This is a genomic window from Picosynechococcus sp. PCC 7002, assembly GCF_963860125.1.
Classification (GTDB): Bacteria; Cyanobacteriota; Cyanobacteriia; order Cyanobacteriales; family MRBY01; genus MRBY01.
In genome coordinates this window covers 553,836-576,623 of the sequence record NZ_CAWLFA010000001.1, presented here as the reverse complement: position 1 = coordinate 576,623, position 22,788 = coordinate 553,836, and the positions used below count along the sequence as shown (strand labels likewise).

At 50.0% G+C, this 22,788-nt stretch carries 26 protein-coding genes; 13 read left to right on the top strand and 13 right to left on the bottom strand.

Annotated elements, in window-relative coordinates; all coding sequences use genetic code 11:
• Positions 1-227: 227 nt before the first annotated feature.
• A complete protein-coding gene (chlG, locus tag AACQ84_RS02775; protein WP_041443765.1) occupies positions 228-1,229 on the bottom strand; it encodes a chlorophyll synthase ChlG in 1,002 nt (333 codons plus the stop codon).
• 202 nt (positions 1,230-1,431) lie between these two features.
• Between chlG and pyrF the strand changes: the two genes are divergently transcribed.
• The 4 genes from pyrF (at position 1,432) to AACQ84_RS02755 (ending at position 3,322) form a co-directional block, all read left to right on the top strand.
• A complete protein-coding gene (gene pyrF, locus AACQ84_RS02770; protein ID WP_012306178.1) occupies positions 1,432-2,121 on the top strand; it encodes an orotidine-5'-phosphate decarboxylase in 690 nt (229 codons plus the stop codon).
• 96 nt (positions 2,122-2,217) lie between these two features.
• Positions 2,218-2,478, top strand: coding sequence for a BolA family protein (locus AACQ84_RS02765; RefSeq protein ID WP_012306177.1), 261 nt, complete (start codon positions 2,218-2,220; stop codon positions 2,476-2,478).
• 60 nt (positions 2,479-2,538) lie between these two features.
• The gene (gene grxD / locus AACQ84_RS02760) at positions 2,539-2,868 is read left to right on the top strand and encodes a Grx4 family monothiol glutaredoxin (RefSeq protein WP_012306176.1); all 330 of its coding nucleotides are present in this window, start codon (positions 2,539-2,541) and stop codon (positions 2,866-2,868) included.
• A 118-nt stretch (positions 2,869-2,986) separates the two neighbouring features.
• Positions 2,987-3,322, top strand: a complete 336-nt coding sequence (locus AACQ84_RS02755; RefSeq protein ID WP_012306175.1) for a hypothetical protein — start codon at positions 2,987-2,989, stop codon at positions 3,320-3,322.
• 45 nt (positions 3,323-3,367) lie between these two features.
• On the opposite strand, the gene AACQ84_RS02750 is transcribed toward AACQ84_RS02755, so the two are convergent.
• The 3 genes from AACQ84_RS02750 to AACQ84_RS02740 form a co-directional block, all read right to left on the bottom strand.
• Entirely contained in the window at positions 3,368-3,625 is a 258-nt protein-coding gene (locus tag AACQ84_RS02750) for a DUF6761 family protein (protein WP_012306174.1), read from the bottom strand.
• A 399-nt stretch (positions 3,626-4,024) separates the two neighbouring features.
• On the bottom strand, positions 4,025-4,300 hold the full coding sequence (locus tag AACQ84_RS02745; RefSeq protein ID WP_012306173.1) for a hypothetical protein: 276 nt from the start codon (positions 4,298-4,300) through the stop codon (positions 4,025-4,027).
• A 419-nt stretch (positions 4,301-4,719) separates the two neighbouring features.
• Positions 4,720-5,367 (bottom strand): DciA family protein, encoded by a 648-nt coding sequence (locus AACQ84_RS02740; protein ID WP_012306172.1) that lies wholly within the window; start codon positions 5,365-5,367, stop codon positions 4,720-4,722.
• Between the two features lie 135 nt (positions 5,368-5,502).
• On the opposite strand from AACQ84_RS02740, the gene AACQ84_RS02735 reads away from it, so the two are divergent.
• Both AACQ84_RS02735 and AACQ84_RS02730 read left to right on the top strand, forming a co-directional pair.
• A complete protein-coding gene (locus AACQ84_RS02735; RefSeq protein WP_012306171.1) occupies positions 5,503-5,988 on the top strand; it encodes a J domain-containing protein in 486 nt (161 codons plus the stop codon).
• 85 nt (positions 5,989-6,073) lie between these two features.
• The gene (locus tag AACQ84_RS02730) at positions 6,074-6,349 is read left to right on the top strand and encodes a DUF3143 domain-containing protein (protein WP_030005814.1); all 276 of its coding nucleotides are present in this window, start codon (positions 6,074-6,076) and stop codon (positions 6,347-6,349) included.
• Here the strand turns inward: AACQ84_RS02730 and AACQ84_RS02725 are convergent.
• Positions 6,306-6,830, bottom strand: coding sequence for an AAA family ATPase (locus AACQ84_RS02725; RefSeq protein ID WP_012306170.1), 525 nt, complete (start codon positions 6,828-6,830; stop codon positions 6,306-6,308). The genes AACQ84_RS02730 and AACQ84_RS02725 overlap by 44 nt on opposite strands.
• A gap of 51 nt (positions 6,831-6,881) precedes the next feature.
• On the opposite strand from AACQ84_RS02725, the gene AACQ84_RS02720 reads away from it, so the two are divergent.
• The 4 genes from AACQ84_RS02720 (at position 6,882) to AACQ84_RS02705 (ending at position 10,657) form a co-directional block, all read left to right on the top strand.
• Positions 6,882-8,231: an O-antigen ligase family protein gene (locus tag AACQ84_RS02720; RefSeq protein WP_012306169.1), complete on the top strand. Its 1,350-nt coding sequence runs from the start codon at positions 6,882-6,884 to the stop codon at positions 8,229-8,231.
• Between the two features lie 239 nt (positions 8,232-8,470).
• Entirely contained in the window at positions 8,471-8,674 is a 204-nt protein-coding gene (locus AACQ84_RS02715; RefSeq protein WP_012306168.1) for a hypothetical protein, read from the top strand.
• 358 nt (positions 8,675-9,032) lie between these two features.
• Positions 9,033-9,386: a hypothetical protein gene (locus tag AACQ84_RS02710; RefSeq protein WP_012306166.1), complete on the top strand. Its 354-nt coding sequence runs from the start codon at positions 9,033-9,035 to the stop codon at positions 9,384-9,386.
• 38 nt (positions 9,387-9,424) lie between these two features.
• Positions 9,425-10,657 carry an MFS transporter gene (locus AACQ84_RS02705; RefSeq protein ID WP_012306165.1) on the top strand — a complete coding sequence of 411 codons (1,233 nt, stop codon included), beginning with the start codon at positions 9,425-9,427 and terminating at the stop codon, positions 10,655-10,657.
• Positions 10,658-10,692: 35 nt separating this feature from the next.
• Here the strand turns inward: AACQ84_RS02705 and AACQ84_RS02700 are convergent, their stop codons facing one another.
• The 4 genes from AACQ84_RS02700 to AACQ84_RS02685 form a co-directional block, all read right to left on the bottom strand.
• Positions 10,693-12,117 carry a glycosyltransferase gene (locus tag AACQ84_RS02700; RefSeq protein WP_012306164.1) on the bottom strand — a complete coding sequence of 475 codons (1,425 nt, stop codon included), beginning with the start codon at positions 12,115-12,117 and terminating at the stop codon, positions 10,693-10,695.
• Between the two features lie 130 nt (positions 12,118-12,247).
• A complete protein-coding gene (locus tag AACQ84_RS02695; protein WP_012306163.1) occupies positions 12,248-12,829 on the bottom strand; it encodes a Uma2 family endonuclease in 582 nt (193 codons plus the stop codon).
• Between the two features lie 24 nt (positions 12,830-12,853).
• Positions 12,854-15,220, bottom strand: a complete 2,367-nt coding sequence (gene pcrA, locus AACQ84_RS02690; RefSeq protein ID WP_012306162.1) for a DNA helicase PcrA — start codon at positions 15,218-15,220, stop codon at positions 12,854-12,856.
• Between the two features lie 68 nt (positions 15,221-15,288).
• A complete protein-coding gene (locus tag AACQ84_RS02685; protein ID WP_012306161.1) occupies positions 15,289-15,711 on the bottom strand; it encodes a tellurite resistance TerB family protein in 423 nt (140 codons plus the stop codon).
• 241 nt (positions 15,712-15,952) lie between these two features.
• Between AACQ84_RS02685 and zds the strand changes: the two genes are divergently transcribed.
• Positions 15,953-17,416: a 9,9'-di-cis-zeta-carotene desaturase gene (gene zds, locus AACQ84_RS02680; protein WP_012306160.1), complete on the top strand. Its 1,464-nt coding sequence runs from the start codon at positions 15,953-15,955 to the stop codon at positions 17,414-17,416.
• Between the two features lie 200 nt (positions 17,417-17,616).
• On the opposite strand, the gene AACQ84_RS02675 is transcribed toward zds, so the two are convergent.
• The 3 genes from AACQ84_RS02675 to AACQ84_RS02665 all read right to left on the bottom strand — a co-directional run bounded on the left by AACQ84_RS02675 (position 17,617) and on the right by AACQ84_RS02665 (position 20,071).
• Complete coding sequence (locus AACQ84_RS02675; protein WP_030005805.1) at positions 17,617-17,760, bottom strand: high light inducible protein; 144 nt, start codon at positions 17,758-17,760, stop codon at positions 17,617-17,619.
• A 163-nt stretch (positions 17,761-17,923) separates the two neighbouring features.
• Positions 17,924-18,553, bottom strand: a complete 630-nt coding sequence (locus tag AACQ84_RS02670; RefSeq protein WP_030005804.1) for a precorrin-8X methylmutase — start codon at positions 18,551-18,553, stop codon at positions 17,924-17,926.
• 222 nt (positions 18,554-18,775) lie between these two features.
• Complete coding sequence (locus tag AACQ84_RS02665; protein ID WP_041443341.1) at positions 18,776-20,071, bottom strand: D-alanyl-D-alanine carboxypeptidase; 1,296 nt, start codon at positions 20,069-20,071, stop codon at positions 18,776-18,778.
• Between the two features lie 146 nt (positions 20,072-20,217).
• Here AACQ84_RS02665 and plsX point away from each other — a divergent pair, with 146 nt between their 5' ends.
• On the top strand, positions 20,218-21,315 hold the full coding sequence (plsX, locus tag AACQ84_RS02660) for a phosphate acyltransferase PlsX (protein WP_012306157.1): 1,098 nt from the start codon (positions 20,218-20,220) through the stop codon (positions 21,313-21,315).
• 50 nt (positions 21,316-21,365) lie between these two features.
• Positions 21,366-22,370 (top strand): beta-ketoacyl-ACP synthase 3, encoded by a 1,005-nt coding sequence (locus AACQ84_RS02655; RefSeq protein WP_012306156.1) that lies wholly within the window; start codon positions 21,366-21,368, stop codon positions 22,368-22,370.
• Positions 22,371-22,404: 34 nt separating this feature from the next.
• Here the strand turns inward: AACQ84_RS02655 and AACQ84_RS02650 are convergent, their stop codons facing one another.
• Positions 22,405-22,788: a hypothetical protein gene (locus tag AACQ84_RS02650; RefSeq protein ID WP_012306155.1), complete on the bottom strand. Its 384-nt coding sequence runs from the start codon at positions 22,786-22,788 to the stop codon at positions 22,405-22,407.

Here is a 22,788-nt window from a genome sequence, read left to right as displayed (position 1 = left end):
GATCTTTGGCGATCGCAGATTTAAAGGGCGAGCGGGATGGTAATAAAAGGGTAAAGAAAACCTGAAAAAAAGATTAGATATTGCAAATTGTTACAAACAAGATAGCAAAGATTTTTCCCCCTTGGGCAGCACCATAAAAAAATCTCCCCATGTCCTCGACGACCCGGAGAGAAAGAGCCCGATCAGCATTGCCAAAAAATCAAGCGAAAAATAGTCCAGTTAATCTTTTAGGAAATCCCCGCATGGCCCATGGCGAGGCCCGCAACCAGCATCCCCAACACCAAAAAAGGCTGGGCACTGGCTTGATATTTCACATCATTTTTTAGGGGATCCCGCAGAAAATACATATCCTGGAAGGTGATTTGGGGAATCACCAGCAGCAAGAGAATCGTGGCATATAACTGTTCGTGGATACTGACTAGGTACCCCGCAATGCCCACCTGAAAAATATCAATCATCAGCACACAAATCCATGCCGCAGTCCCGACCCCAAACATGACAGGGAGAGACTTTAAACCCAGTTGGCGATCGCCTTCGACACTCTTGAAATCATTCACAACGGCGATCCCCAGACCTGCAAAACTATAAATCAAGGTCACCACCATCACCGTCGGTGTCAACGTCCCAAACAGCGCATGGCCGGCCCACCAAGGCAACGCAATATAACTCGCCCCCAAAGCATAGTTACCGAGCCAACCATTCTGTTTCAGCTTCAGCGGCGGCGCAGAATAAATGTAAGCAATGAAGCAGCCCACCACCGTTAAGACCAACATCACGGGGAAATCATGGCCAGCCCAAAGATCAAGGAGATAGCTCAAACCGATGCCAGAACCCAGGAGTACGAGAATTTGCGTCACTACCTGGGGTACAGAAATTGCCCCCGAAGGAATGGGACGGTAGGGTTCATTGATCGCATCAATCTCCCGGTCATAGAAATCATTAAGGGTTTGGGTATAGCCCGTGAGTAAAGGCCCTGACAACAACATACAGGTCATGGCCTTGAGAAAATCTTCGACTCCCCACACATAGCCACCGGAGGATGCTGCCCCGCAAACAACCCCCCAGATCAGCGGAATCCAGGTGATGGGTTTCATTAATTGCAGGCGAATTTTCCAGATGGAGGTTTCCCCCCCAGCGGCGCCTTTCATGCCGAGGAGTTGGCGAGCTTTAGAACCCTGTTCCTCTGGGGCTGTGGCTGGTTTCGTGTCTGGATTAGGCGTTTCTGTCATGGCGTCTGGATTGGAATATTTTGTACAGAAAAAGAGCGTAAAGGAAAACCACTCGTCATTGGGCATATTACGCCGCAAGGGGTTTATTTTAACCTAGTCCCCGGTGGGATTTTGCCAATGGGTGAGCCTTGTCTCAAAAAGCTCAAAACACCGTTATGCTGAACATGACCGTCTCTAATGAAATTTACGCAAGCAATAACTGATGCAAGATACTGTGATTGTGCCCCTGGATGTGCCGGATCTCCCTGCGGCGATCGCCTTAGTCGAGAGCTTACCGGAGGTCACTTTCTGGAAAGTGGGCCTAGAATTATTTGTCGCCACTGGGCCGGATATTTTGCGCTACCTCAAAGACCAGGGCAAACGCATTTTTCTTGATCTCAAATTCCACGACATTCCCAATACCGTTGCTGGTGCCTGCCGTTCGGCGCGGGCCTATGGGGTCGATCTTCTGACTATCCACGGTGCTGCCGGGGCGATCGCCTTAACGGCTGCCAAAGAAGCCCTCGGAGATTCTCCGACTAAACTAATTGCGATTACCGTCCTCACCAGTATTAGTCCAGACCAGTTGCGGGACGATTTGCAAGTGGATCTGCCCCTCGATGCCTTTGCCCAACACATGGCCAACCTGGCCCAAGGCGCTGGGTTAGATGGGGCGGTGTGTTCCCCCCAGGAAGTGGCGATGCTGCGGCAATGTTGCGGTCAAGATTTCACCTTGGTTTGTCCAGGGGTACGGCCCACCTGGGCTCAATCAGGGGATCAACAGCGGGTCATGACTCCCCAGGCGGCAATCCAACAGGGGGCAAATCACCTCGTCATTGGCCGACCGATCACCCAGGCCGCAGATCCCCAAGCGGCTTGGCAGAAAATTCAAGCAGAGTTGGCGATCGCCTAAATCATTCACCCCAGCAAATCCAGAGACGGAAGACTAAAGATACAATGGCTTAAGTATTCCTGCTTACATTTAGGATTGATTTCACACTAATTACCTATGGTTAGCTTATCGGCAGTCAAAACCTCCATTGAAACCCATCTTTCCGGAGCCCAAGTGTTCGTGAAAGATCTCACCGGTGGCGGCGATCACCTAGAGGCCATCGTCGTTTCCCCCGACTTTGCAGGTCAATCCCGGGTACGCCAACACCAAATGGTCTATGCTGCCCTCAAGGAGGATTTAGCCTCAGAAGCGATCCATGCTTTAGCCCTGCGGACTTTCACCCCGGAGAAATGGGCAGAAGTGGGTCAACCCACTTAAACGGTCGGGGAAACAATGTTTTCCTGAACCCTTATCAACCCATACTATGAGGAAAAATAGATGTCTTTAACCCCTGAAACCCGCGAAAAAATTGATCAATTGGTCAACAGCAGCAAAATTTTTGTGTTCATGAAGGGCAGTAAGCTAATGCCCCAATGTGGCTTTTCTAACAACGTTGTGCAAATTTTTAACAGTCTCGGCGTTGAATATCAGACCTTTGATGTCCTAGAAGACTACGATGTGCGCCAAGGCATTAAAGAATATTCCAACTGGCCGACGATTCCCCAGGTCTATGTCAATGGAGAATTTGTTGGTGGTTCCGATATCATGATCGAGCTTTACAACTCGAAGGAACTCCATGAGATGCTTGAGGTCGCCCTCGCGTCCTAAGGCGATCGCCTGTTCGAAAACGAAAAATAACTTTGGGAAACAGCGCCACATACCTGTGAAGTCAGAGGCTGTTTCCCTACATTCTGGCCGTCTCAGATAGGCCAAAAATCCCCAGGTTATGCTTAGCCCCGATCTCTATAAGCGCCTACTACGGGGGGAGAAGCTTGTTGCCGAGCTCCCCCCGCTACGTGCCGGTCACCGCCGTTACATCACCGTTTCTGGTGTCAAAAGTATACCTACCAAGCATCCCAACTTTGATAGGGTTCCCTGGCTTTTTCGGGTCAGTGGCTACGAATTACGAGAAGAGCTGCTTGATGAGTATCCTGGCCTAGAAAGTCTTCGGGATTTCCAGAGTGAAATGGTTGGGGAGGATCACCTTGAAGCAACGGTTGAACGCCTTGCCGGTCAGGCCGTGACCCTACAATCTGCTTCCATTGTCGATGCTCCCTGGTAAAAACAACGCCCCAGGGACAAAAGTTCCCTTGTCCCGACGGCAGCCTTAGTAATAGAAATCTGTTTCCGTTTGGGTTTGGGGGTAGGCCATTTCAAAATTGGATGGATCCCGCAGAAAACGAAAAACTTCTTCTTCTAAGCGGTGAATCTTATACACTTCAAGGGCTCCCGTGTGGTGAAGACAGGCAATATAACCGTCCATGTATTGACGAATATCTTCATAGCGGTTGCCTCTGCGCCACAGTTCTACCATGGCGTCCGTTAAGCGTTGATAGTAGCGGATGGTGAGACTGTCTTGGAGCATAGTCACGGAAGATTAAAAAAACAGTAGATGAGTCCGGGTACAGAGGGAAACGGTTATCGTGTCACCTGATACCTGTTTCTCTTGGCCCTATTTTAGCGATTTTTGTGAATTGGCGCTGATTTTTTTCCCTTTTAAACGAGATCTCGGCTCTTCGCGCAACAACAAAAATCCTCTTCGGATAGCCTAATTGCCGATAATTTTTCTTAAAACAATATTAAGTTTTACCAACAAAAAAATAAAAGTATTTCCCAAAATTAATTTTTACACCACGGGGGCGATCGTCGTTATTTTTTCGCTGAACAACACCAGTAAAAAAGCATGGTTGCCCATGCTAAGTTTTTTGCCATCAATTTTTTGTTTTTAAAGCCATTTCTTTGTCGGTCAGGGAGCCAATCCCGACTATTGGGGATGAATCTCAGAATAGGTCGTTGACAGCGGGGCGATCGCCGTTGGTACTTTTTGGGCCGCACAATCCAACGAAAAAGATTTTTCGAGCAATACCAGATCCGTTGTGGGTTCCCAACTGTCTTCAAAAATGGGGAGCGCAAAGGGGCAGCTTGTCCAGTCCCCTGCCGCAAACGTTTCGAAGCGTTTACAGATGCCGCCACGACGCCCTTCAGCCTGAAAACAACGACAATGCTTACAAGTGGAGACTGAGCAACTTTGCGGTTTCATAAACGCTCCCCTAGGGACCCCATGTCATAAAAATTTTATTTATGTTTTCATTATGTGACTGTTACCCAGATCACCAGATCCCCTGAAGCTTAATCCCTGCCCTTGATTAACCCGGATCAAGGCACAATTAAAGTTTGTTTTTTTTTTATATTTGATGTTTCAACTTCTTAACAGTAATTTTAAATAGGTATATGTGCCTGTAACCCCCTAAGATATGGCAAAAACGCAGCCAATTCACTATGGGGATCATTTAACAATCAAGATGTTTTTTCTCTGTATTTCCCCAGAAAAATAAAATAAGCCAGTGATTACGTCCAAAAAACCTTGGCGATCGCCAAATTTTTACTGAACATTTCAGAATTCCCACAGCTCAACAGTCGCGATTCCGGCGCTTTGCTTTATTCCCTGCAAAAAGTAAGTTAGGGATCATCCTCAGGGGGGGCATTTTCTGGCTCGGTAGAAGTTTCCGGGGCCGAAGATTCGGGAGGAAGGCCTAAACCTAAGGGTTGTTGTTCCTGCCAAACCTGCACAATGCAAAAACTACAAACCTGCCACCGTTGTAGTTCCCCAGGGGGCGTCGCTCTTTGGCAACGGGGACAGGCAGGTAACCCAGCGAAGAGTTGCTGTTGGGTTTCGGCCCAGTGGCGTGCGGCTTCGAGGGGATCTTGATTTGTTTGACGAGCATCCGGGCGCTGGGGTTGGTCTGGACGAGGGGGGATCTGGCTCGGATGGGGGAGATTTGGGTCGGCGGCCAGAGGGGAATAGGCAGGCCGTCGGTGCCAATGGACGGTAGAAAACCGGAGATCCTTGAGGGGAGGGTTTAGTTGGGCATTGAGCTGGGCCAGCAGACGGCGGCGCTGGAGATTCAGGTGTTGTGACCAAGTGTGATTGGGGGTGGCGACCCACAAAACGTCATCAATGATCCGAATGGGATGACTGTTAGCCAGGCTTTTTTTCGGCAGGATCTTTTGCCAACGCTTATTAACGGCTGTAAAACGTTTTTGGTGCGCCCAGGCGGGTTGGTCAAGCAGATGGTTGAGGAGATGATCAATGGATTGGAATCCCATGGGGCGTCGGAGAATGCAGGGGAAGGGACAAAGGAAAATGGCGAAAGGGCGATCGCCTTTTGTCTGTTACTACCACATTACCTCTGGGGAGAGAGAACGATAAAATATGGGGCAAGTCTTTGGGGTTTGTTCACGATGGCTCGTTCTTCCCAACAGTCTCGCACCACCGAAAAAGTCCTTGATGTCAAAACGCGCATTGCCCAGAGTCATTATGGTCTTTTGGGCCTATCACCAACGGCATCGCCCCTAGAAATCCGCCAACGTTACCGGGAGCTCAGCAAGCAGTTTCACCCCGATACGACGGTGTTACCGGAAGCGGAAGCTACGGCAAAGTTTCAACGTCTCAATGAAGCCTACGGCATTTTAAGCAGTCCAGAGCGGCGATCGCTTTACGATTTGCAGATTGGGTTTTCTCGCTACAGTGTGATCCAGCCCTTACAAAATGAACAGGGAGAACGCGGTTATTCGAATTCTGCCTATCTAGACCCGACGGATCGGCCCCTTTCGGCGGGGGAAATTTTCGCGCTGTTTATTATGGGCTTAACTTTTGTCGGTTGTGTCTTGTTGGCGATCGCCCTGGGGGTTAGCCGCCAAAACCTGAACTTAGAAGGCTTATTCTGACGTTGCGATGCCGTTGCCAGCTAAAAGAAATTGGTAGACTGAACGGTGGCCCTCTGGGCCGAGCCAATCACCTTCCCCAAAAACCATGTCCACGATGCCTTCCCTTGATAGCCCCCTCTACAACCATCCCCTCCCCAAAATTGAGCAGTGGCTCCGGGAGATGGGCTGCGAGCAAGATCCCCAAAATCTCCACTGTTGGACAGTCGGCCGCCCTGGTTGGCAAGCAGAAATTCGCCTCGAAATCGAAGAGCTGGCGGTGTCCTACCTCAAAGCGGGGGCCGATGGTTCTGACATTGAGCGTTCGTTTAAATATTCCCTTAGCCGTCGAGATATTGAAGCTGCTGTTTTTTCAGGGCCTTAAGGGTTGCTGGTTGCAAATCCGGTAGAGTAATGATTTCCAGAAAACCTTCCTGGGCCTGGGGTGGCGCGGCTTCGAGGTCGCGGATCATTTTTTCGATAATTTCTGGGGGAACCTGGCGCGATCGCCTTTGGTTACGGGCCAAGCAAATCCCTAAAGGACAAGCTAAATACCAAGCCAGCCAATCCAGGGGTGGACATTTTTTTAAAAAATCTAATCGCCAGGGTTGATGGCAGTTGGTGGCATCATAAATGACAGGTTTTCCCTGGGCGATCGCCTGGTGTAGCCGCCACAGCACAATCGCCTCAATGGTGGGCCCATCCCCTTGAATCCCTGGGTCGCCGTACAATTGCACCCGAATTGCATCAGTAGAAATTAAGCAAGCCTGGGGCATAGTTTGGCGCAACCACTGGGCAAAGGTAGATTTGCCAGAACCAGGGGCACCAATGAGAAAATGCGATGGGGGTTGTGCCGAGGAAAACACAATCAGTTTGAACTCATGTTTTGCGTAATATCGACGAATTAACGGGGATAGATGAAGACTTTTGCTGAGATGACAACGGGACGCTGGCTCGCCTGCGGGGGCTTGGCACTCTTGATTTTTTTTATGTTTTTGCCGCCGAGTTATTACCTTATGGCCGCCTTCCCTTGGATCTTACTCTGGCAGGGGGGATTCTTACTGTTGGGTCTTGCCCTCTTGGTGATGCTCCGGAAATTTGAGCTGCCTTTTCGTCCCCTAGGCTATGGTTTGGATTGGGGCATTCTCGCGGTGGCGATCGCCTGCGGACTATCCACCGTATTTGCGCCGTTTAAAGGGGTTGCCCTATTTAATCTTGTCACTGTTTCCGGGTATGGCGTTGTCCTCTATAGTCTCCGAAACCTTGGCGACCTGGGTGTTTGGACTTGGCAAAATCAATGGCGGAGCCTTGTGGGTCTAGGTTTTGGGATTAGTTTCGTGAGTCTCATTGGTTGGTTAATGGCCAATGGCGAGCTAGAACGCAACTCCATTCCCCTGGGCCATCACAACTTTATGGCGGCCTATTTCTGCCTTGTGTTGCCGATGATCTTGAGCTTTGCCCTTGCCCACCGGGGAAAAATGCGGGGCCTGCTCTTGGTGCTGAGTACTCCCCTGCTTTATCTCCTCTACACTTGCTCCTCCCGGGGTGGGTTTGTGGGGTTACTTTTGTGGGCGATCGCCACCATCGCCTTCGTTATTGGCCGCACAAAAGGAAAAAAACGTTTAATCTCCGGCACCATTGCCCTATTTCTGTTGGGGATCATGGTGACAGCGGGGTTACAACATCCCCGGGTGCAGCGGCTGATTCAAATTAATCTCAGCGATGGCCTACCAACGGTACAGTTCCAGGTGGACGGGGAAACGGAAGACCGCTTATTTATGTGGCAAGCGGGCTTGAATATTTTGCAAGATCGCCCTCTAACAGGAGTCGGCCCGGGGAATATGTCCCGGGAATATAACCTCTATCGCCCGATCAATGTCGGCTCCGGCGCCGCTCACATCCAGCAACTCCACAGCAACCCGATCCAACTTCTGGGGGAACTGGGTTTAATTGGTGGCGCGGCGATCGCCTTTTTCTTGGTGCAACTAATTCGGCTCGGTCATCGTATCCATCACCACACAGATAACCCGCAAATCAAACGGTTGCTCTATGGTTTGGGGGGCGGTTGGTTTGCCTACGCCATGGCGACCCTCACTGATTATCAATTAGAAAATATCCCCATCAGCCTTACCCTGACTTTAACGATTATGCTGCTACTGAGCGTCGCGGATCAGGTTTTAAACGAAGCCACTCCCCAACCCTTGCCCATTCCCGAACGCCGTTTGTGGAGCTTAGGAAGCCTCGCTGGTTTTTGGGGGCTTTGTTAGTTGCGGTGCCCTACAGTGCTGGGATGTATCTTTTTTCGCGGGGACAGACCCTCTGGGCTAACGGCAACCAGAAGCGGCCTTTACCGCAATAAACCGGGCCTATGCCCTCAATGGTTGGAATGTGAACTATCCTCTCCGGTTGGACTGTGGCTGTGGGGTACGCGCCAGGCAACGGATAGCCCAGAAAGCAACCAACAAACCACCGAACTAGCGGCGGAATATTCCTCGATGCCCATCCTTTGATCCCCAACGACTACTATGCCAACGTTAATACAGGGGTTGTGCTGTTGGAATTAGACCCAAGCTTGGCGCAACCTTACTTTGAACGGGCAATCCAGTTGCTCTCACGGGAAGCAGAACCCACCTTTTTCTCCTTGGTCAAACCTACCTCCAGACTGATCAACGGGAAAAGGCGATCGCCGCCTTTGCGCTCCAAGGCTTAGTCATCCTAGGATCATGACCCTCGGCCAATGGGAGCAAGAACCCTTTACAGCGGTGCGGGTGGAGGCTGTCGAAGTGTCCCTGCTTTGTACCAGGATCTACTTGAACGCCTTGATCCCCAGGATCCCTACGTCATCACCCTCCAGGAACGGATGGCTTGGTGGCCTGGTGGCATAGTCTGCCAATTCCCCACCGGGATCATCTCAGTCAGTTTTCACCAATGGTGCAAGCGTTGATTTTAGCGATCGCCAACCCGAACAAGCCCTAGAAATCATCAACCAACAAATTGCCCAAAACCCGGACAATAATACCCGTTGGCTCATTCTCAAGGCTTGGTTTCAGCCGGACTTTAATCTGAATTTGAACCTCAAACAAGCCAATGCAGAAGACTCCCAAACCTATCTCCTGACCTCCCGCCGTGCCGAAGGGGTGACGCTCCAGGCATGGCTGAAGCAGATTGCCGAACTTGCCAAACCCGTCGGTAGTGAGCGCCTAGCCTCTCGACTGCTTTACCGTAGTGAGGATTTTGAAGCGGTGGATACGGTGTTGCGTCCCGATGATCTCCAGACGTTTCGTCTCCTGTCATTGTTGGGGCTGGGAAGTGGTTATCCCCGCACGTTCCCGGTTTTAGATCAGCTGATCAACGATGTCCGTACCGAGGCGTTGGGCCTGCCTCACCCCACTGAAAACGATTTCCAACTCAGGGAACAATAAATTTCACGGTCAACATTTAAGCGCAATTTAAAAATTTCATGGGTAATGCATCAAAAACTTGGCTGCTGGGCCTTGATCGCCAGATCTGGATCCTCGCAGCAGGCCGACTTCTTTCCCAGATTGGCACCGGGTTCACTGCCTTTTATGCGCCAATCTTTTTCGTAAATCAGGTGGGCCTATCAGCAACCCAGGTGGGCCTCGCGTTAGGGAGTGCCTCGGTTTCGGGGGTTGTGGGCCGTTTTTTAGGGGGAACAGGGGCGGATAATCCAGCCTGGGGACGCAAAAAAACGCTGCTGGCCGCCGCAGGGGTTTCGGCGATCGCCGATGTGGCTTTAGCAACGGCAGATACGTTTTGGCTGTTGGTGCTGGGAAATTTGTTAATGGGCTTGGGGATCGGTTTGTATTGGCCTGCGACAGAAACGGTGGTGGCAGATTTAACCAGCGGTAGTCAGCGTAATGAAGCCTTTGCCTTGGTGCGCCTGGCGGACAACATTGGCCTCGGTACAGGGGTGATGCTGGGGGGCTTGATCATTGCAACGATTCAAAATTATCGTTTGCTGTTTGTCCTCGATGGCATCAGTTTTGTGGTGTTTTTTGGGGTGATCTGGGTGGCGATCGCCGAAACCTACCAAAGCCACGAAGATGTCCAAGCGGATGGTAATAGCTGGTTAACGGCCCTCCAGGATCAACGGCTGGTAATTTATATGGCCGTCAATGTGATGTTTACGCTGTACATCGCCCAGATCCAAAGCACCGCGCCTTTATACCTCACGAATTTCATTGAATTTTCGCCCCAGGTGATTAGTGGCCTGTTTGCCTGGCATATCGTGTTTGCTTCCGTCTGTCAGTTGCCCATTGCCCGGCGTTTAAATGGCTTGAGCCGACCCCATGCCCTGATGGTTTCCCTCCTGTTATGGGGCATGGGCTTTACGGTGATGTGGGGAGCGGGTATTGGTGCAATTCCGGCCCTGGTGGGGGCGATCGCCAGTCTGGGGATTTTAGCCCTAGCCACCGATGCCTATACCCCAGCCGCTTCTGCTTTAGTGGTTGATCTCGCCCCAGCCTCCCAACGGGGTGTTTACCTCGCACTGAATTCCCAATGTTGGGCGATTGGTTATTTAATTGGGCCACCGATCGGCGGTTGGGCCTTGGATCAGGTGCCGGCGATCGCCCATGGATTTTGGCTGGCGGGGGCAGTGAGTATTGTTCCTTGTCTGTTGACCTTGCGGTACCTCGAAACCCTTATCACCCACAAAAAAACGGAGGGTTAACTCCGTTCAATGGTCAATTATTTCCTGTAAATTCACTAAGTCTGAGAAACAAAACTTTCTTCTTCTCCCTGGTGGGTGGTTTTAACCCACTTGAGCCGTTTGGGGCGCACCGACATCCGGGCCGTGGTCAGGGGCATCACGACCATCCAGTGGAGCATATAAACCATCGTCAGACCACAGGCCGTAAAAATTTTCGTGACCTTCGCCCAAGTCCAGGGCAACTCGCGATAGACACGCATATTTCCCTGCACCATTGCCCAGAGGGATAGGCCGAGGGCGAGGGTTGTCATTGGCATCAGGACGGGTAAATGGCCCTTCAGTACCGCAAAAATAAAGTCGGGAATCGCCGCAGTGGGGAGCAAATACTGCATCAAAATAAAGGAAAAGAGATCGACTTTTTTACCAAAGCCGAGGCGCTTATTCGAGAAATATCGCCAATAGTCGAGGTAGCGCTGGTAACCCCCTTCGGCCCAACGGCTGCGCTGGTGCCAGAGGGCGATCGCCTTGGTAACTCCTTCTTCGTTAACGGCGGGATTAAGCAAAAAGCCAATTTTCCAATTGTCCAGGTGAAGGCGGATGGTCAGATCCAAATCATCGGTGATCGTTTCTTCGTTCCAACCACCACATTGATCCAAGGCAGAACGGCGCACAAATTGGCCATTGCCCCGTAGTTCCCCGATGCCACCCAGGGCAATCCGTTGTTGTTGAAAATAACTGTCGAGGATCATTTCTGTAGCTTGACCCTTCGTCCAGAAATTTAGCGGTTCGTTGGCGATCGCCTTCCGGACTTGGATCGCCCCGACATTCTCATCGGCAAAGAGGGGCACCACATGGCGCAAAAATTCCGGCGGTACCGTGGCATCGGCATCAAAGACCGCAATAATTTCTCCCTGGGTTTGGGCTAGAACTTGGTTGAGGGCACCTGACTTCCCACCACCGGCATTGGGGGAGCGATGCACCACCTTCAACTGGGGATACTCCAGGGCCAATTGATCCAGGATTTGGGGTGTTTTGTCGGTGCTAGCATCATCAATTAACCAGACTTCACATTTCGCCGTCGGGTAATCCAATTGGCAGAGATTTTTTACTAAACGCCCAATCACTGCCTCTTCGTTCTTCGCCGAGACAATGAGAGAAACGATGGGCGCAGTGGTTAAATCTGCGTCAGCTAGGGGTTGGGGTTGAGGATCAGGCTGGGCGCTAACCAAACGGATGGCCTGAATCAAAAGCAGACCCGTAGCCCCCAAAACCGCCGTTGACCCCCAGCTCACACTGTGCAGGACAAAGGCGATCGCCCAGATGAAACTGAGCATCAAGGCTGACTTTTTACGACGCCCCCCTAATCCCTGGAAAAAATCACTCCGAAATTCCGCTTCGGCTACCTCTGGATCAGTCAGTTCATCTAAAAAAGCCCCAAGGGGATCGTGATTGTCATCGGTTTGCCAGGGTTGATTTGCCATGCGGAGATTCTCCTCTTCCAAAAAGTGCGGTTCGGGGGCTGGGGATAATTGCGTTTGCCGCTCGACATTCATGATAATCGATAGGCCTGCCCCCTTGGGGAACGGTTCTCAAGGGACTGTGCGACCATCGCTACGGAGTTGGTGCAGTGAAGGTTACTCCTTCGTAAATGTCCGTGAGGGGGGCATCAAGATCAAAGGATTCTAAATGGGCGATCGCCTCAAGCCCTTCGTAAATTTGTACTGTCCAAATATCTTGGGTCTGTCGCCGAAAACATTGCACAAAGGGGCTTTCTGTCCCAACAAGTAAATATTCTTCTAGGCTGGGTAGGGTGCGATAGTACAAAAATTTAGCAGTTTGATCAAAATTTTTCGTCGAGGGGGAAAGCACTTCGATGATCAGTTTCGGTTTCTCCACAAACAGTTCGCTTGTACCATCTTCTGGATCGCACGTTACCACGAGATCGGGATAGAAAAACCGCCGACCTGTTTGTAATTTGACTTTAATATCAGCCATAAAGGTCGTGCAGCTGGAGTTTTGCAGATGGCGACGCAGGAGGATGTAAAGATTCCCACTGATCAGGTTATGGTTTTTACTTGTACCTGCCATGGCGTAAACTTCACCATCGACATATTCATGACGAATGTCACTGGCGGCTTCAAAGGCGAGATATTCTTCTGGAGTTAGGTATGAATGGTCACTGAGGGCAATCATAATCTTTTTTAATTTGGTATCTACTTAAAGCTTTTTCATCGGGGCCACCCGGGGATCAATGATTTTTTTACCGAGATTGGGAAACTGGATCGCCAGGTTGGTCTTTTTGTCATCCCCAAAAATTTTAATCACTTCCCCTTCCCCAAAGACGTTGTGGTGGACGCGATCGCCAATGTCCCATTTTTGTTGGGCCACTTCGGTGCGGGCGGCCTGTCGTTCCCGTCTTTTCTGGGAGCGTTGCTTCTGGCTAATGGACATCATCTTTGGTTCCTGTTTCGGGGGCATTGGCGCTGGCGATCGCCCATTGGAAGTTACCAACTCCTGGGGGAGTTCTGCGAGAAATTGCGAGGCAACGGCAGGCTCTCGATAACCCCACATATACCGCTCCCTGGTATAGCTGAGGAATAATTGCTCCTGGGCGCGGGTCAGGCCCACGTAACACAACCGCCGTTCTTCTTCTAAAGCAACGGGATCATTTAAGGAGCGGGTATGGGGAAATAGCCCCTGCTCTAGCCCTACCAAAAAGACCACCGGAAACTCCAAACCCTTGGCTGAATGGAGCGTCATCAAAGAAACCTGCTGGGACTCATCATTGAGGTCATCGAGATCCGAAGCGAGGGACGCATTTTCCAGAAAGCCATTTAAGCTGCTGTCTTCGTTTTCGTCTTGGAATTGCAGCATTGCATTGTAAAGCTCGGAAATATTTTCCACACGACTATCGGCTTCTTCAGTACCTTGCATTTTTAAATCATCGATATAGCCGGAATTTTCCATCACATAATCGAGGATATCGGCACCGCGCATGGTCGCCATTTTGCCTTGCATTTCCTGGATTAGCCCAGCAAACTCATTGATTTTCCGGGCCGCCCGTCCAGCGATGGTGGCTACAGAGGTTTCATCGCTGAGGATTTCCCAGAGAGGACAGCCTAATTCTTGGGCGGCGTGGTTAAGTTTATCGACGGTGGTTTTGCCGATGCCCCGCTTAGGAGTATTAATCACCCGCATCAGGCTCAGGGTATCGGCAGGGTTGGCGATCGCCTTGAGGTAAGCGAGGGCATCTTTAATCTCTTTGCGGTCATAGAATTTGAAGCCGCCCACCACTTGGTAGGGAATATTGTTACGAATCAGGAGATCTTCAAAGGGGCGGGATTGGGCATTGGTGCGGTAGAGGATCGCAAAGTCGCCCCAGTCGAGTTCTGGATTTTTGCGCCGCAGACCGAGGATTTGATTTAAAACGAATCGCGCTTCTTCGTTTTCGTTATCCGCCTTGTGGCAATAAATTTCCTCTCCAGCGCCCCGGGTGGCCTTGAGCACTTTATCGATGCGCTGGCTATTTTGCTCGATCAAGGCATTGGCGGCTTTCAGAATATTTTCCCGGGAGCGGTAATTTTCCTCCAACTTAACCATCGTCTGGGTTTCGTCATCGGGGAGGCGATCGCCAAAATTTTCTTGGAATTCCAGCAAGATTGTGAAGTCCGCCATCCGAAACGAATAAATGGATTGATCCGCATCCCCTACCACAAACAAAGAGCGATTATGCCAACCCAAAGCGGCCTGGTTTGTTTCGCCATTGGTACTGAGTAGCCGAATTAACTCATACTGAATCCGGTTTGTATCCTGATACTCATCCACAAGAATATGGTGAAATTGACTGTGCCAATAACCGAGGATCGATTCATTTTGCTGGAACAACCGCACTGGGATCAGAATTAAATCATCAAAATCGAGGGAATTATTCGCCGCCAAGGCCGTTTGATAGGCTTCATAAACCTCCGCGACAACTTTCCCTTTGTAACCTCCCTGCTGCCGGGCATAGTCATTGGGGGTAAGGCCGAGGTTTTTGGCATTACTAATCTGATAGCGGATGGTGCGGGGATTGAATTTTTTATCGTCTAGGTTCAGTTGCTGGGTGACAATGCGTTTGATCAATGTTTGGACGTCGCTATCGTCCATGATCGTGAAATTGCGCTGCCAGGTGCGGCCCCGTTCGTCCTGATATTTGTTGATGTCGTACCGGAGAATTCGCGCGCAGAGGCTGTGAAACGTGCCAATCCAGAGCTGTTTTGTCACCTGCTTGTAAACCTGCGATCGCAATTTTTTTTGCTCAAACTCCGGCAGCCCTCCCAGGGGTTTACCATGTTGCAGTTCTGCGAGCTGTTGGGCATAGAGCAGTTCTACCCGTTCTTTCATTTCGCGGGCAGCCTTGTTCGTAAAGGTGACGGCCAGAATATTCTCTGGATCAACACGGTGGTTGCGAATCAAATGGGCAATGCGAAACGTCAAGGCCCTGGTTTTGCCTGAGCCAGCCCCGGCCACCACCAGGAGTGGCCCACAAAAATGTTCAACAGCACGACGTTGGGAGGGGTTGAGTTGGGCTAACAAGTCAGACATGGAAGGTAAGGTTCACAGCACAAGGAGAGACCTTATTTTGACATACTCCCCGGCGTGGCAGGGTTCGGTTAGTTCATCTCGGCGATCGCCCCTTTGTAGAGTTTTTGGATGGACTTGATCACCCGCTGAAAAGGAGAGTTTGCGTGCTGGGACTCCGGCGCTAGAGATTGCAAGCGATTAAGCAATTTTGCCTCTTCCGTTTCAATTTGACTATCGCTATAGACCATGTGACTAACCGCATCGAGCAGTTCTTGGTATTCCGCCTCGTTGGTATGGTCATCAATATATTCTTCAACGAGACGGTAACAATCCTCTGGTTTGACGGGAACCGCCTCACATAACAAAGCCCGAATATCCGGATCTTGGGAGAGGTTTTTTTGATCCGCAATTTGGTGGAGATATTGACGTTCTTCTACCTGGATTTCGCCGTCGATCCAAGCGGCACTAAAAAGAATTTTAAAAAGTTGTTTGTTTTTATCTGCCGTCTGCATGGGGGTCCTCCCGAATCAGTGGGGAAAGTTATGGGCCAAAACCTTCTTGATTGTCTCTACCCTAAACTCCCTGTCTTGTTACCCCGAATTTTCTGTTGAATATCTTAAACATTCTGACTTGAACTTTTCCTGAACCCGCACCGATTCAACCAGAAAGAAAGGCGATCGCCCCGAAGAGACCCCCACCAATCGTTTACAATAATTAATACTTTTTTGAGAATCAAACCGTAGGACAAAAGTAATGCGTGTAGCAATCGTTGGAGCAGGCCTCGCCGGACTCAGCACCGCCGTTGAACTGGTCGATGCAGGCCATGAAGTCGAAATCTTTGAAGCTCGCCCCTTTGTCGGTGGAAAAGTCGGCAGTTGGGTTGACAAAGACGGCAATCACATCGAAATGGGCCTTCATGTCTTCTTCGGTTGCTACTACAATCTGTTTTCCCTGATGGAAAAAGTCGGTGCAGGCAATAACCTCCGCCTCAAGGAACACACCCACCAATTCATTAACGAAGGGGGCAAAATTGGCGAACTCGACTTCCGTTTTCCCGTCGGTGCTCCTTTCCATGGTCTCAAAGCGTTCTTTACCTCTTCTCAACTTTCGGCGATCGACAAAGCCGCCAATTCCCTGGCCCTAGGAACAAGCCCCATTGTGCGGGGCCTCGTTGATTTTGACGGAGCCATGAAAACGATCCGCGACCTCGACAAAATCAGTTTTGCCGATTGGTTCCGGAGCCACGGTGGTAATGACGGCAGTCTCAAGAAAATGTGGAATCCGATCGCCTATGCCCTCGGCTTTATCGACACCGAAAATATCTCCGCCCGCTGCATGTTGACCATTTTCATGTTCTTCGCCGCAAAAACTGAAGCCTCAGTGCTGCGGATGCTCGAAGGCTCTCCCCACGAATATCTCCACAAACCGATTGTCAACTACCTCGAAGCCCGGGGCACCAAGATTCATACCCGCCATCGGCTTACGGATATTCACTACACCCTAGAAGGACAATCCAAAATTGATGGCATCGTCATTAACAACGGTGAAACTACCGAGACCATCACCGCCGATACCTATGTTTTTGCCCTTGATATCCCTGGTATCCAGCGCATTATTCCCGAAGCTTGGCGTCAATGGTCGGAATTTGACAACATCTACAATCTCGAAGCTGTACCTGTCGCCACTGTGCAATTACGCTTTGACGGTTGGGTAACAGAACTCAACGACCCCGAAAAACGTAAACAACTCCAAGAAGCGGTCGGTATTGATAATCTGCTCTACACCCACCAAGCCGATTTTTCCTGTTTTGCCGATTTAGCTCTCGCCAGTCCCGCCGATTACTACAAAGAAGGTGAAGGTTCTCTTATGCAATTGGTTTTGACGCCCGGCGATCCATTTATCAAAAAGAGCAATGAAGAAATCGCCCAGCACGTCTTGGCCCAGGTACATAAACTCTTCCCTTCTTCCCGAGAGCTGAATATGACTTGGTCGAATGTTGTCAAGCTCGCCCAGTCCCTTTACCGAGAAGCCCCCGGCATGGATGTGTATCGCCCAGCCCAAGCGACGCCCATCAACAATTTATTCTTAGCCGGAAGCTATACCCAGCAAGACTACATCGACAGCATGGAAGGCGCGACAATTTCCGGTCGCCAAGCGGCAGCAGCGATCCTCCGTACCGTCGAAGAACCACGCGAGAAAACCCCTGCGGTTGTGTAGGACGGCACTACTGCGGCATTACTGCAACTGAAAAAACTGTTCACCAAGCCTCCTGATACCAATAGAACGGGGGCTTTTTAATTGTTTTCTGACAAAAAACAAAAAAAGAGAGGAATTCAATCCTCTCTCAAACTTTTAAGTGCTTTTTTTAACAATCAATTTGTGATAACTGATCCTGGAATGTCGTCAGTTCTCAGAAATTACATGAGGCCGAGTTGTGCCAGAATACCTTTTCCGGTTAGGAGCTCAGTCAAAAGACCGATTACGAAACCGAGCATTGCTAGGCGGCCGTTCCAGTTTTCAGCGAAGGCGCTGAAGCCAAATTTGCTTTCTTGATTTTCCATAATGTATTTCCTCAGAAGAATCTTGACGTATATAGTTGTTTTCTAGTCAACCAGTTGATACTTAATTTAACAAAAGTACAAACATCTTGCAACGTTTTGTTACCAGTCTGAAGGGAAATTTCTTCGAAGATTGAAACGAAAACAGGGCTGGAACTCTTCTCCTTCAAGGGTTTTCGCCTACATCTTGTCCGTAGGCTTTCCATGACAAACTAATCAAACCATTGATAATCGCCACGGCAACGGTCGCGCCACCTTTACGACTTTGCATGCAAATGTGTGGAATCGCCGCTTCTTCTAAATACTTTTGGGGCGCTGTGCCTGTCAGAAAATTAGCAGGGGTAAAAATGACCAGCGCAGGGCGAATGATGCCTTTTTTGACTAAAGTGACCAGACTAGACAGGGCGGTTTGGGATTGGCCAATGACAAAAATTGCTTCTGGATAACGGCGCGCCAGGGTTTCCATACCCCAAGCGGTTTTTGTCTTTTCCCGTTGGGGGCGGGTGAGGGTATCGGCGCTACAGTAAACGGGATTGGCGAAGGAATTTTGAAGCTGCTCTGTGATGCCGACACGAACCATCGGAGCATCGACAATGATCGTACCGCGAGCGGCCAGGGCCGCTGCACCAGCCTGGAGGGCGTGTTCTGAAAAGTGAATCAGTTGGGCATACTCAAAGTCAGCGGTACAGTAAATGACCTGACGCACAATTTCATATTCGGCAGGGGAAAAGGAGTGTTTGCCAATTTCGCGATCAATGAGGGCTAAACTTTGGGCGTCGGTCAGATGCCATTCCATCATATTTTGTACTGCCTAAGCGTTATCGGGCTCTGTTCGGTAGTCCTCCACAATTTTGACATACTCGAAAAGCCACTAGAGTAGTTCTCCGGGAAAAATTAACTTGACATTAGTTTCATTGCAAGGCGCCTAAATATCTTGATAGGTAAGTGTTTCAGCATTGTTCGGACAGTTTTTTATCTCGGCTTGGAATTCTGGAAGTAATGATTGGGTCTTTGGTTTTTAATTGGCTTGAATGCGTTCGAGATTGCCGAAATAGTCTGGGGGAGATTTTTGAGTTGAGTCAACGGGGGGAATCACCGGCCACTGCTCACTTAGGGTTTGTAGGAGTTGATCCTGTTGTTGTCGATAGCCGCTAACGTCCCAGGTGCCGTTATTGATAATGGCAAACCAGACATTGCCTTGGGTTTGGGTTGGCATAACCCCAGCGAGGGCACTGACTTGGTTGAGGGTGCCCGTTTTAAAGGCGATGCCTGGGGGAATGGTGCGGTTATTGACGGTGCCGCCGCGATCTTGGCCCGCAATAGGTAGGAGATCGAATACGGTGAAGGGTTGTCCTTGGAGTTTGCTGTCGATGGCTTGGAGCATTGCTACGGCAGCCCGGGGGGAGATTTTGTTTTCGACGCCGAGGCCAGATCCGTTAATGAGCTGGATTTCTGAAGTTGGTATATTTAGGCTTTGGGCAATGTCTGTTCCCATGGCTGGGCCACCACCAAGGTTTTGGGCGATCGCCTCGGCTACGGCATTGTTGCTGTAGAGATTCATTTGTTTGAGGATGTCGGCCAAGGTTAAGGATTGATGGCTAAGGACGAGGGCTGCACCATCGGGTAGGGCTTGGCGAGTAAGGATTTTTCCGGCGATCGCCACCTGAGGACGAGACGGACGCGGCGACATCTGTTGATATTGGGTTTCGATGGCGTCGTTCCAGGCGCGTTGATCAAGGGCGAGGCGCAGACTGTCCCCAGAGGTGGCAGGCTCGGCGACATAATTCATCATGAAGTCACCGACAATAATTAAATCTCCTTCAATTTGACGAATTTCCGCTTGATTCAGGGCATTTCCCAAGGCGATCGCCTCTTCCCAAACAAATAAAGGATCGCCCCCTGCCTCAATAACCAAATCTCCCTGAACTAGGCCATTAGCCACCGTCCCCGTTGTGTAAACACGGGTGGTAAAGCGATGGGTCAACGGCCACTGCTCCAAGGCCGCTAGGGTGGTCGCAATTTTCGTTAGCGAGGCCGCCGACAACGGTTGATTTCCCTGGTGGCTCCCCAGGGTTGACCAGGCTGATTCTAGCCAAATGCCCTGTAACGCCGGATCTTTGCCGCCAGAATCTAATTGCGCTAAGTATCGATCCACAATGGTTTGGGTATTGGTGTCCTGTTGGTAGCGAATCTCGAAGAGGCCCGCTTCTTGCCATTGCAAGCTTGCGTAGGAGGCGATCGCCAAATCCGTGCCATCCCCTTGCTGAAAAAAGCCCAAAAAACCTAAAACTCCCAAAGTTAACCCATCTAACATACCGTAAACCCCCATTGATCCCCGTCAATGCAAAATCACAATCGAAATTTGGGTCAATGATATCAACATCAAAATCTTCTCAGCCGTGACTTCAGTGACCCAACAGGCTTCTGGTAATATGTTGAAGGCTTCTATTCCTGATAAAAATGTCATCGACACGCGCAAAAATAGCCGTAGACGCTATGGGGGGAGATTATGCTCCAGACGAAATCGTTGCTGGGGCGATCCGAGCCGTAGAAGAACTCAATGTAGAAGTTTTTCTAGTCGGTGACCCTGTCCGTATTCAAAAGTATTTAGACGAACATTCATCTCCAGCCAACCAGTTTCTCCATGTGGTAGAAGCCGAAGGAGTGGTGGAAATGTGCGAAGAACCCCTCGTGGCCATTCGGCGCAAGCCCAAAGCGTCAATTAATTTATCGATGCAGCTTGTCCGTAAAAAACAAGCCGATGCCGTCGTTTCGGCGGGGCATTCTGGGGCGGCGATGGCTGCTGCTCTTTTGAAATTAGGTCGCATTAAGGGCATTGATCGGCCTGCAATTGGTGCCGTATTTCCGACCCTTGATCCTGAGCGGTCGGTAATTGTGCTCGATGTCGGCGCGAATGTTGACAGCCGCCCGAAATATCTCGAACAATTTGCCCTGATGGGCACCATTTACAGCAAATATGTATTGGGGAATAAAGAGCCGCAGGTTGGTTTATTGAATATTGGTGAGGAGCCTTCCAAGGGCAACGAACTGGCCCTAAAAACCCACGAACTATTGAGTAGTAACCCTGCAATTCCTTTCAAAGGGAACGCTGAAGGACGGGATGTGCTGTCCGGTGAGTTTGATGTGGTGGTCTGCGATGGTTTTACGGGGAATATCCTCCTAAAGTTTGCAGAATCAGTCGGCGCAGTGCTCCTACAAATCCTAAAAGAAGAATTACCCCGTGGTCTGCGGGGCAAACTTGGGGCGGCGGTATTAACTCCAAACCTCAAACGGATTAAGCAACGCATTGATCATGCGGAACACGGTGGCGCATTGCTATTTGGAGTGGCTGGGGTGTGTATCATTAGCCATGGTAGCTCGAAGGCTCCTTCTATTTTTAACGCGATTCGTTTGGCAAAAGAAGCAATTGACAACCAGGTAATCCAACGGATTCAAAATTACACGGAGGAACACCAAGCTCTGCTTGAGCAGCAAACGAACTCCACCACCACACTCTCTGAAGTGGCATCCAGTGCCATGATAGAAAAAAGCGAGTGAATGAATTACTATCAGATGAATCATCTCCGAGGAAGGAAGGGAGTCGAGCATTGAAATTTGATGGGGCAGGTATTGCCATTACAGGAAGTGGCTCTGCCACACCAAAAGCAGTCATCCATAATGATGATCTGAGTCAGTTGGTAGAGACTTCAGACGAGTGGATTCGCACTAGAACGGGGATCGCAAATCGTCATTTACTTCCAGAAGATAGTAGTTTGAGTGAACTGGCGGCAGAGGCGGCAAAAAAGGCGATCGCCGCCGCCCATTTACACCCAGAAGAAATTGATTTGATTATCCTGGCGACCTCCACACCGGATGATTTGTTTGGCAGTGCCGGGAAAGTGCAGCAGTTGATCGGCGCGAAAAATGCCACCGCCTTTGATCTGACGGCGGCCTGTTCTGGATTTGTTTTCGGTTTAGTGACAGCAGCCCAATATCTGCGGACAGGCACCTTTCAAAAAATTGTTGTGATTGGTGCCGATGTGTTGTCCCGGTGGGTAGACTGGGGCGATCGCACCACCTGTGTATTGTTTGGCGATGGTGCTGGAGCCGTGGTTTGTCAGAGCAGTCCCCAGGATCAGTTGCTCGGCTTTGAGATGTACAGCGACGGTAGCCAAAACGAATGCCTGAATCTTGCCTACGACGGGCATCCCAAATATTTAATCCATGATGTGTCAATTCAAAAAGGTGGCTATCGAGCAATCACCATGAATGGGCGCGAGGTCTATCGGTTTGCGGTGGCGAAAGTGCCGGAAGTCATTGAAAAAACCCTATTTCGGGCAGGTCTCACCACAGAAGATATTGATTGGCTCATTCTCCACCAGGCAAACCAACGAATTATTGATGCCGTGGCAAAACGCTTAAAATTGCCCTCAGAAAAGGTAATTGCCAATCTCCAGGAATATGGAAACACTTCGGCGGCTTCGATCCCCATTGCCCTCGATGAAGCGGTGCGGGCTGGCAAAATCAAACCGGGTCAAACGGTAGCCACTTCTGGCTTTGGGGCGGGTCTCTCTTGGGGATCGGCAATCTTTAAATGGGGAATGCCTCATTAGTGAAAGAAAAAGGCGATCGCCGCTTTTAAAAAGATTACTTGAGTAAAAATATTACGCTTGGGCAAAACAACAAAACAAGCATACCAATGCCTAAGAAATTACCTTTGAGTGGGTTGAAATCATCCACAATTTTTTGCCATGGTAATCGAAATACAACTCTGCCAAAGTACAAATCCAAAGACAACATCACCATAACCCAAATCAAGCCAATGCCAGCACACTCAAGCAGATTTTGAGGCTTGATCCAAGGCAAGCAAAAGTAGGCAATCAAGGTAAAAAGCAAGATTCCTGAGCAGAGGCTAATATTTTTTCCTTTGCGGCGGCCAAACTTTTTCTGGAGATACCTAACGCGCAAGTTGCCATTAATAATTTCTCCAAAAGCAATTAGAATCCCAACTAAAAAGGCTCTAAAAATCAT